The 903-nt window shown below is 79.7% G+C and carries 1 protein-coding gene; it reads left to right on the forward strand.

Features of this window, described 5'->3' with window-relative positions:
- Positions 1 to 53: 53 nt before the first annotated feature.
- Positions 54 to 903 (forward strand): UbiA family prenyltransferase (locus AA75_RS39700; protein ID WP_063794532.1); only part of this gene is annotated, 850 nt, incomplete at its 3' end.

The following is a 903-nucleotide window of genomic DNA, read 5'->3' on the forward strand; positions in this document are numbered from 1 at the left end:
GGGGTCGGGGGACGGTCCGGCGGGTGGGGCCGGGTGCGGCCTAGCATCGGGGCATGCCGAACGTGAACGCGGTACCGGCCGCGGGCCGGGCCGTGCGCCCGCTCCCGCTGCTGCGGGCCTGCCATCCGGCCCCGGCGGCCGCCGTCACGCTGTTCGCCACGGCGTTCGCCGCCGGGTGCGGGCGCGGTCCGGCCGGCTGTGCGCTGACCGGTGCGGCGGTGGCGGCCGGCCAGCTCTCGGTGGGGTGGAGCAACGATCTGATCGACCACCGGCGTGACCTGGCCGCGCGGCGCCGGGACAAGCCGCTGGCCGCAGGGGAGTTGGACCCGGCGGTGCTGCGTGCGGCGGCCGGTGCGGCGCTGCTGGTCTGCGTACCACTGTCGTTGGCGGCCGGTGCGGCGGCCGGGGCCGCGCACCTGGCCGGGGTGGCCGCCGGGTGGGCGTACAACCTGGGGCTGAAGCGGACCGTGCTCTCCTGGGCGCCGTACGCGCTGGCCTTCGGCCTGCTGCCGGCCTTCGTCACGCTCGGCCTGCCCGGCGGGCCGTGGCCGCCGCCGTGGCTGACGGCGGCGGCCGTACTGCTCGGTACCGGCGCGCACTTCGCCAATGTGCTGCCGGATCTGGCCGACGACCTGGCCGCCGGGGTGCGCGGCCTGCCCCAGCGGCTGGGCCGGGCCGGTGCCGGGGCGGTGGCCGCGCTGCTGCTCGGCTGCGCCTCCGCGGTGCTGGTGGCCGGGCCGCCCGGTCCGGTCGGCGGCGCCGGGCGGGCGGTGCTGGTGGCGACGGTGCTGCTGGTGCTCCCGGCGGTGCTGCTGCCGCGCACCCGGTGGCCGTTCCTGGCCGCGCTGGCGGTGGCCGGGATCGATGTGGTGCTGCTGCTGGCCCGCGGGCCGGGCCCGGGCT

It is taken from the genome of Kitasatospora sp. MBT63, assembly GCF_000710465.2.
Taxonomy (GTDB): domain Bacteria; phylum Actinomycetota; class Actinomycetes; order Streptomycetales; family Streptomycetaceae; genus Kitasatospora.